The organism is Aminobacter sp. P4_H6_2 (genome assembly GCF_056400805.1).
In genome coordinates this window covers 1-7,222 of sequence record NZ_JBFUKO010000273.1, presented here as the reverse complement: position 1 = coordinate 7,222, position 7,222 = coordinate 1, and the positions used below count along the sequence as shown (strand labels likewise).

8 protein-coding genes are annotated in these 7,222 nt (G+C 61.5%); 1 reads left to right on the top strand and 7 read right to left on the bottom strand.

Features of this window, described 5'->3' with window-relative positions:
- From AC1DUU_RS18705 to AC1DUU_RS18695, 3 genes are all read right to left on the bottom strand, one after another.
- Positions 1–1,094 (bottom strand): Clp protease N-terminal domain-containing protein (locus AC1DUU_RS18705; RefSeq protein ID WP_476784903.1); only part of this gene is annotated, 1,094 nt, incomplete at its 3' end.
- Between the two features lie 8 nt (positions 1,095–1,102).
- Positions 1,103–1,432 (bottom strand): ATP-dependent Clp protease adapter ClpS, encoded by a 330-nt coding sequence (gene clpS, locus AC1DUU_RS18700; RefSeq protein ID WP_055977693.1) that lies wholly within the window; start codon positions 1,430–1,432, stop codon positions 1,103–1,105.
- A 288-nt stretch (positions 1,433–1,720) separates the two neighbouring features.
- Positions 1,721–2,050: a phasin family protein gene (locus tag AC1DUU_RS18695; RefSeq protein ID WP_476784902.1), complete on the bottom strand. Its 330-nt coding sequence runs from the start codon at positions 2,048–2,050 to the stop codon at positions 1,721–1,723.
- 329 nt (positions 2,051–2,379) lie between these two features.
- On the opposite strand from AC1DUU_RS18695, the gene AC1DUU_RS18690 reads away from it, so the two are divergent.
- A complete protein-coding gene (locus AC1DUU_RS18690; protein ID WP_476784901.1) occupies positions 2,380–3,804 on the top strand; it encodes a D-alanyl-D-alanine carboxypeptidase in 1,425 nt (474 codons plus the stop codon).
- 42 nt (positions 3,805–3,846) lie between these two features.
- Here the strand turns inward: AC1DUU_RS18690 and AC1DUU_RS18685 are convergent, their stop codons facing one another.
- From AC1DUU_RS18685 to AC1DUU_RS18670, 4 genes are all read right to left on the bottom strand, one after another.
- Positions 3,847–4,542 carry a DnaJ domain-containing protein gene (locus AC1DUU_RS18685; protein WP_476784900.1) on the bottom strand — a complete coding sequence of 232 codons (696 nt, stop codon included), beginning with the start codon at positions 4,540–4,542 and terminating at the stop codon, positions 3,847–3,849.
- Complete coding sequence (locus AC1DUU_RS18680) at positions 4,539–5,270, bottom strand: VWA domain-containing protein (protein WP_476784899.1); 732 nt, start codon at positions 5,268–5,270, stop codon at positions 4,539–4,541. Before AC1DUU_RS18680 ends, AC1DUU_RS18685 begins: the two co-directional genes overlap by 4 nt.
- A 66-nt stretch (positions 5,271–5,336) precedes the next feature.
- Positions 5,337–5,774, bottom strand: a complete 438-nt coding sequence (locus AC1DUU_RS18675) for a DUF1489 family protein (protein WP_476784898.1) — start codon at positions 5,772–5,774, stop codon at positions 5,337–5,339.
- Positions 5,775–5,852: 78 nt separating this feature from the next.
- Positions 5,853–7,220: an L-serine ammonia-lyase gene (locus AC1DUU_RS18670; RefSeq protein ID WP_476784897.1), complete on the bottom strand. Its 1,368-nt coding sequence runs from the start codon at positions 7,218–7,220 to the stop codon at positions 5,853–5,855.
- Between the last annotated feature and the right edge of the window lie 2 nt (positions 7,221–7,222).

Here is a 7,222-nt window from a genome sequence, read left to right as displayed (position 1 = left end):
ACCGTCGGCTCATTGACGTCGATCTTCTGGAAACGACGCACAAGCGCCCTGTCCTTTTCGAAGAACTGACGGAACTCCTTGTAGGTGGTTGAGCCGATGCAACGGATGGCACCCGACGACAGTGCAGGTTTGAGCAGGTTGGACGCGTCCATCGCACCGCCCGAAGTTGCGCCAGCCCCGATCACGGTATGGATTTCGTCGATGAACAGCACCGCGCCAGGATACTCCTCGAGCTCCTTGACGACCTGCTTCAGCCGCTCCTCGAAGTCGCCACGGTAACGCGTGCCGGCCAGCAGCGTGCCCATGTCGAGCGCGAAGATGGTGGCATCGAGAAGCACCTCGGGCACATCGCCTTCGACAATGCGCTTGGCGAGGCCCTCGGCAATCGCCGTCTTGCCCACGCCGGGATCGCCGACATAGAGCGGATTGTTCTTGGAACGGCGGCACAGCACCTGGATGGTGCGGTTGATCTCGGGCTCGCGGCCGATCAGTGGATCGATCTTGCCGGCGCGGGCCTTGACGTTGAGGTTGACGCAGTAGGCCGTGAGCGCGTCCTGCTGCTTCTTGTTCTTGCCGCTGTCTTCGCTCGCTTCGCCGTTCGGGCCGTGCTGCTCCTCGTCCGCACCGCGGGGGGCGCGGCTTTCGGTGGCGCCGGGACGCTTGGCGATGCCATGGGAAATGTAGTTGACCGCGTCGTAGCGGGTCATCTGCTGTTCCTGCAGGAAATAAGCGGCATGGCTCTCGCGCTCGGCGAAGATGGCGACGAGCACATTGGCGCCGGACACTTCCTCGCGTCCGGATGACTGCACATGGATCACGGCGCGCTGGATAACGCGCTGGAAACCTGCCGTTGGCTTGGAATCCTCGTCGTAGCCGGTGACGAGGTTATCAAGCTCGGTATCGATATAGGTGAGCACGGTCTGCTTCAGGTCGTCGAGATCGACGTTGCAGGCGCGCATGACGGCCGCTGCCTCATTGTCGTCGATGAGGGCGAGCAGCAGGTGTTCGAGMGTTGCATATTCGTGGTGACGCTCATTGGCGAGCGTCAGCGCCTGATGCAGCGCCTTTTCGAGGCCTTGGGAGAAAGCCGGCATTCAATACCTCACTTCTTCTCCATCACGCATTGCAGCGGATGCTGGTTCTGTCTGGCAAAATCCATGACCTGAGACACTTTAGTCTCGGCCACTTCGAAGGTGTAGATCCCGCATTCGCCGACGCCATGATTATGGACATGCAGCATGATGCGGGTAGCGGCCTCCCTGTCCTTCTGGAAGAAGCGTTCGAGCACATGCACGACGAATTCCATCGGGGTGTAGTCGTCATTGAGGATGAGCACCCGGTAGAGGCTCGGCCGCTTGGTTTTTGTCTTTGTACGGGTGATGACGGCGGTGCCACGGCCTGGACCGTTGCCTCCCTCGTCACCGTTCTGCATCCGCGCCACATCAAGTCTCGTGGCATCCAAGCCGGTCGTCAATCTGGTCCTGCCCTTCATCGTTTCCGACACACTTCGTCATGTAGGTGTCATCAGACGGATTTTAAGCCCTTCTGACGTGCTGACAATACGGTGAGCAGGTTAGCAGGGCCTGATTTGCCATAAACGTGAAGCGCTTATGCAAAGAAAAACAAAAAACCCGGCTGCGCTGGCGCAACCGGGTCATGTCTGGCGGGTCTTATCTGGTGGGGCTTTCGACCCAGCCCCGCGAAATCGGGGACCAGCCGGTCACTTCGCCTTGGCGACGAGCGACTCAAAAGGCTTGTAGGCGTCCTTGGCCAATTCCGCGTAAAGCTCGCCAAGCTTGGTCGCTTCGGCGACAAAACCTTCATAGGCCTGCTTGGCGTAATCGGTCTGAATTTCGACGGCCTTTTCGAGCGACTTGACGCCGAGCAACTTCTCGAAGGTGGCAGCACCGGTCTCGAAGGTCTTCTTGGTGTAGTCGGTCGTCTCGGTGGCGATCGCCTGGGCACCCTTGGAGAGCGATGCGTAGCTCTTCAGGCCGTTGTCGACGAATTCCTTGCCGTATTTGCTGAAATCTTCATAGGTCTGGGTCATCGCTACTTCCTTTTTGGGTTGGGAGCGCTGCGCTATGCGATTGTGCGATGCAGCCTAGATATTGTGCAGCGCACAAGATGTCAACTGACCCAGCGTCATTCCGCGAGCCTGAGGCATCCGCCCTGACTTCGATAAAGTTAGACTAAAGCCCGAGCAAAAGTGTGAACGAGCCGGTTACCATAAACTTATTGGTAACGCTGTGACCCTACTGTGCAACGACACGGGGCAGGAACCTTTGCCGCCCTCATCAACAATAATTCAAGGGTGTAACAGTGCGTCAAGCGTTGCCGGGCAAAGTCCTCAAGTCGGCTATATCCATCAAATCTTTCATGGTTTTCACTCTCGCCGCAGCCATCGGCCTGGCGTCCGCAGCCCCCACTTCGGCGGCAAAAGACAGCAGATACGCAGCCATCGTCATCGATGCGAACACCGGCGAGACCTTGCACTCGTCGAATGCGGATTCTCGCCGCTATCCGGCGTCTCTGACCAAGATGATGACCCTCTATTTGACCTTCGAGGCGCTGGCCAAGGGCCGGATCCAGAAGGACTCCAAGGTCGTCTTCTCCAAGAACGCCGCAGCAGAACCGCCGACCAAGATTGGCGTGAAGGCCGGTGGTTCGATCACCGTTGAAGCCGCGATTCTGTCGCTGATCACGCGTTCGGCCAATGATTCCGCGACCGCGCTCGGCGAAATGATCGGCGGCTCGGAAGCGGACTTCGCCCGCATGATGACGTCCAAGGCGCGCAGCCTCGGCATGAACGGAACTGTCTTTCGCAACGCCAAYGGCCTGCCCAACACAGCCCAGTTCACCACCGCGCGCGACATGGCCAAGCTCGGCATCGCGCTGCGCGAACATTTCCCGCAATATTACGGATACTTCTCGACCCGCAGCTTTGCCTTTGGTCGCCAGCGGATCGCCAACCACAACCGCCTGCTCGGCCGCATCAAAGGCGTCGACGGCATCAAGACCGGCTACACCCGCGCTTCGGGCTTCAACCTCGTTTCCTCGGTACAGGACGGCAATCGCCGGCTCGTCGCCGTGGTCCTCGGTGGCACCAGCGGCCCGAGCCGCGACAACCAGATGGCCCAGCTGCTCAACACCTACATTCCGCAGGCTTCCAAGCGCGGCGGCGGTGGCGACCTGATCGCCAAGATCGAGACCCCGGCGTTGATGGCAAAGCTGCCCAAGAGCAATGCTCCGACGCCTGACAACCGCCCGGTGGCGAAAGCAATCGAAGTCGCCGATGCTTCGGATGACGAAGTCGTGACGACTGACGCGGAAGTCGTGGCAGCAGTCCCCGCGCCGAAGCCGGTCATTGGGCTTGCAACGCAGCCGAAGATTGCCATGGCCTCGACCGAGCGTTTTGGCGGCAAGATCCCCTTCCAGATCCGCAAGGCAAACGATCGCGCCCCGGTTGAAGCTGCAGCAACCGAACAGGCCTATGCTGCCCCGGCTCCCGCTCCCGCTGTCGCTGCACTCGACCAGATGAAGACTGCGTCGCTGCCCTCGGGCTGGGCCATCCAAGTCGCTTCTTCGCCGAGCGAAGGCGAAGCCCGTGCGCTGCTGGACAAGACCGCCAAGCAGGTGCCGACGGTTCTCGCCGATGCTTCCGGCTTCACGGTGCCCTTCGAAAAGGGCGGCGTCACCTATTTCCGCGCCCGCTTTGCCGGCTTTGATTCCAAGGATTCCGCCTGGAATGCCTGCAACGCGCTCAAGAAGAAGAAGATCGCCTGCTACGCCATCGCGCAGTAGGCACCTGCCACCTCCTGGAAAAGTTCTGTGTCGAAGGAGAGTTTAATGATGATCGGAGAGAAGGACGTCCTTGGCTTCGTTGATCCTCGCCGCGAGGAAAGACGAGCCTCCGAGGTCGGGATGCAGGCGCTGAATCAGTCGTCTATGCGCCTTGCGGACGTCCGCCGCGGCGGCCCCCGCTTCAAGACCAAGGACCTTGTAGGCCTCCTCCTTAGTCATGGCGCCAGAACCTGGCGCAACACGCTGCCCGTCGTTACGGTCAGGCTGCGCGTCTTCTCGCCAGACGGGAAAACGGCCGTCAAGATAGGTCTCAAGTAGCTGACGGCTTTCCGGGTCACTGGAAAGCTCCTGATAAAGCGCTTTCAGCTCGGTAAGCCCGAGCGAGGCCAGCGACTTGCCTTCCTGGCGGCCAGCCAGGACAAATCCCTGCAAGCCGCCACTGTCGTGATCCAGTTCCATTTCAAGAGCTGCGGTGCGAACAGTCGACCGCCTTCCTGGCGTCTTGCTGGCAGAACCGCCCCTTTTGCTTGCGGCATACCAGGCCAAAGCAGCCGAGATCAGGCCACCACCGACAGCCGCGCGGCCCAACAGCAGCAGTATCAGGCCGACAAGCCCTAGCGTCAGGGGACCCGCAACCTTCAGGGCATTGGCAAGCTGGGTGGCGTCGGCCCGCAGGAAAGCGGTAACAGCCAACGCGGAAAAAAGCAGGGCCGCTGCAATGGCGGCAAAAACTGTCATGGCGCCTTGCCACTCCTCAGATGCTCGATCATCAAAATATCTTCCGGACGGCCCCTCGCCTCCAGCGCCTTGATGCCGCCGGTGGCGAATACGGCAACCGCCGAAAGGAGCTTGGACAAGTTCGAAGCTGCCTTGCGGTCAAAGCGGAACCAGGCACCCTTGGACAGGCGCGCGATCTCCTTGAAGGCGCGCTCGGCCCCGACGTCGTGGCCCTCCTGGAAAATGAAGGCCGGAACACCGAGCAAGCCGAGCCTGCCAGCCTTCTCGGCGAGCTCGTCGATGTTTTCTTCCATGGCGTCGCCAATGTAGACCAGCGCGTCGACCTTGGCGTTCGCTGTTTCCTTGAGCGTGTGCGCCAGCACCTTGCCTACCTGCGTCAGGCCGCTGCGGCACTGGATCGATGTCATCAAATGCTTGAGGGAAGCTGTCTCGGCGACGAATTTCGACGCGCGGCATTCGCCGAGCCCGCGGAAATAGACAAGCTGCACATTCAGCCTTCCTGTCTTGCCAACGGCGTCGAACATCTGGCCCTGTACCTCGCAGGCGAGATCCCAGGTCGGCTGGCGACTCATGGTGGCATCAAGCGCCAGAACCAGTCGGCCATTGGCCTTGCCGGTGGCAAGCGCCCGGGCCTGGCGCACGAAAGCATCTATGGCAGCAGAGTCCGAACGGCGTTCGGCCGGCGGACGATTTGCTGAAGTAACCGGGGTTTTGTTTTCGTCGCTCATCGACAATCAAGATGTGGCGGCGCGCGTCCGCTTGCAAGCCCGACATTGCGTGCTGCCGCCACTGCTTTAGAGCAGTCCGAGCTCGGCCAATTCCAGGCGCAGTTTCGGCGGCATTTCGGCGAGTGCTGCGTTGCCTTGGGCGAGATCTGCCGGGGCGTCGGCGATCTTGAGGTAACGCCAGCCCTGGAAGGCCCGGCGCGGCTGCCAGTCGGTGCGCACAACAGCGGGATCCAAGATGAGATGGCAGCGCGAAATGCCCTCCCCATCGACGAACGGGCGGATTTCGAGCAGGCGCTGGCGGCATTGAACATTGCCTTTGATCACCCAGTAGAGCGAGCCTCCGCTGGTCAGCTCGGCACCACGGGTCGGAACCATGCGGGTGGTATGGAACTGTTCGACAGGATCGCCGGCGCGGCGACGCTCGTCGAGCCGGAAGGCGATCCATTCCTCGAGATCCTCGACGCTGTCGCAACCGACGCAGAGCTTGATCATGTTCAGTGACATGGCCTGAAAACTAGCGCCTCCAGCCGGCGCGTTCAACGCCGGCAGCGGTTTTGCACAGGCGAGCCTGTTGGGCCAGGCTCAGCACTCGACGACGTTGACCGCGAGGCCACCAAGGCTGGTTTCCTTGTACTTCTCGCTCATGTCCATGCCGGTCTGGCGCATGGTCTCAATTGCCGCGTCGAGCGGCACGAAGTGCTTGCCGTCGCCCTTGATGGCAAGTGAAGCAGCAGTGACCGCTTTGACCGCGCCGAGCGCGTTGCGCTCGATGCACGGCACCTGGACGAGGCCACCAACGGGGTCGCAGGTCATACCGAGATGGTGTTCCAGAGCAATCTCCGCGGCATTCTCCACCTGCTCGGGCGTTCCGCCCATGACCGCACACAGGCCTGCAGCTGCCATGGCCGACGCCGATCCGACCTCGCCCTGGCAGCCGACTTCGGCACCCGAAATCGACGCATTGGTCTTGATGATGCCACCGACGGCGGCGGCGGTCAGCAGGAAGTCGCGGATGCTGTCCTTGTCGGCCTCGACATGGAAATGCAGCCAGTAGCGCAGCACGGCGGGCAGCGTGCCGGCAGCGCCATTGGTTGGTGCTGTGACGACACGTCCACCGGCCGCGTTCTCCTCGTTGACGGCCATGGCATAGATCGACAGCCAGTCATTGGCGAGCAGCGGGTTGGGCCGGTTCTGGCTCCACTGCTCCTGCAACTTGTCGTGCAGTTGCCGCGCCCGGCGACGGACCTTGAGGCCACCCGGCATGATGCCCTCTTGAGACAGGCCGCGATCGATGCAGCGGCTCATCGCGTCCCAGACCGCGTCGAGACCGGCATCGAGCTCGGTGCGCGGCATATGGGTTTCTTCGTTGGCCCGCTTCATCTCGGCGATGGACAGTCCCCCGCGCGAAGCCATGGCGAGCATCTCGACGGCATTGGCGAAGGGGTATGRCACGCGCTTGCCCGCAGCGGGTGCCACAGTCTTGGCCTTCATGCGCTGCAGCTCTTCTTCGGAAACGACGAAGCCGCCGCCGATCGAATAGTAGATGCGCTTGAGCAGTAGCCGGTCGCCTGCGTCATAGGCATAAAAAGCCATGCCATTGGCGTGGCCGAGCAGCGGCGTCTTCTTGTCGAGCACAAGGTCTATGGCAGGATCGAAGCGGTAGGACGGATGACCGGGCGGCGCGACGCGCTTGTCGCGGGAGATTTGTTCGACCAGCGCATCGGTCTGATCGGGGTCGACGGTGACAGGCGTCAGCCCATAAAAGCCGAGCATGACGGCACGGTCGGTGCCATGGCCGACACCGGTATAGGCGAGCGAGCCATGCAGGCTTGCACCTACCCGGTCGACCTTGGCACCAGCAGGACGCGGCCAGTCGCCGCTCAAAATCTCGTCAAGAAAACGCGCGGCCGCCGTCATCGGCCCCATCGTGTGCGAACTCGACGGACCAATGC

Coding starts and splice junctions, on each gene's coding strand:
- clpS (WP_055977693.1), bottom strand. CDS start 1,432: ATGCAGAACGGTGACGAGGGAGGCAACGGTCCAGGCCGTGGCACCGCC.
- AC1DUU_RS18695 (WP_476784902.1), bottom strand. CDS start 2,050: ATGACCCAGACCTATGAAGATTTCAGCAAATACGGCAAGGAATTCGTC.
- AC1DUU_RS18685 (WP_476784900.1), bottom strand. CDS start 4,542: ATGACAGTTTTTGCCGCCATTGCAGCGGCCCTGCTTTTTTCCGCGTTG.
- AC1DUU_RS18680 (WP_476784899.1), bottom strand. CDS start 5,270: ATGAGCGACGAAAACAAAACCCCGGTTACTTCAGCAAATCGTCCGCCG.
- AC1DUU_RS18675 (WP_476784898.1), bottom strand. CDS start 5,774: ATGTCACTGAACATGATCAAGCTCTGCGTCGGTTGCGACAGCGTCGAG.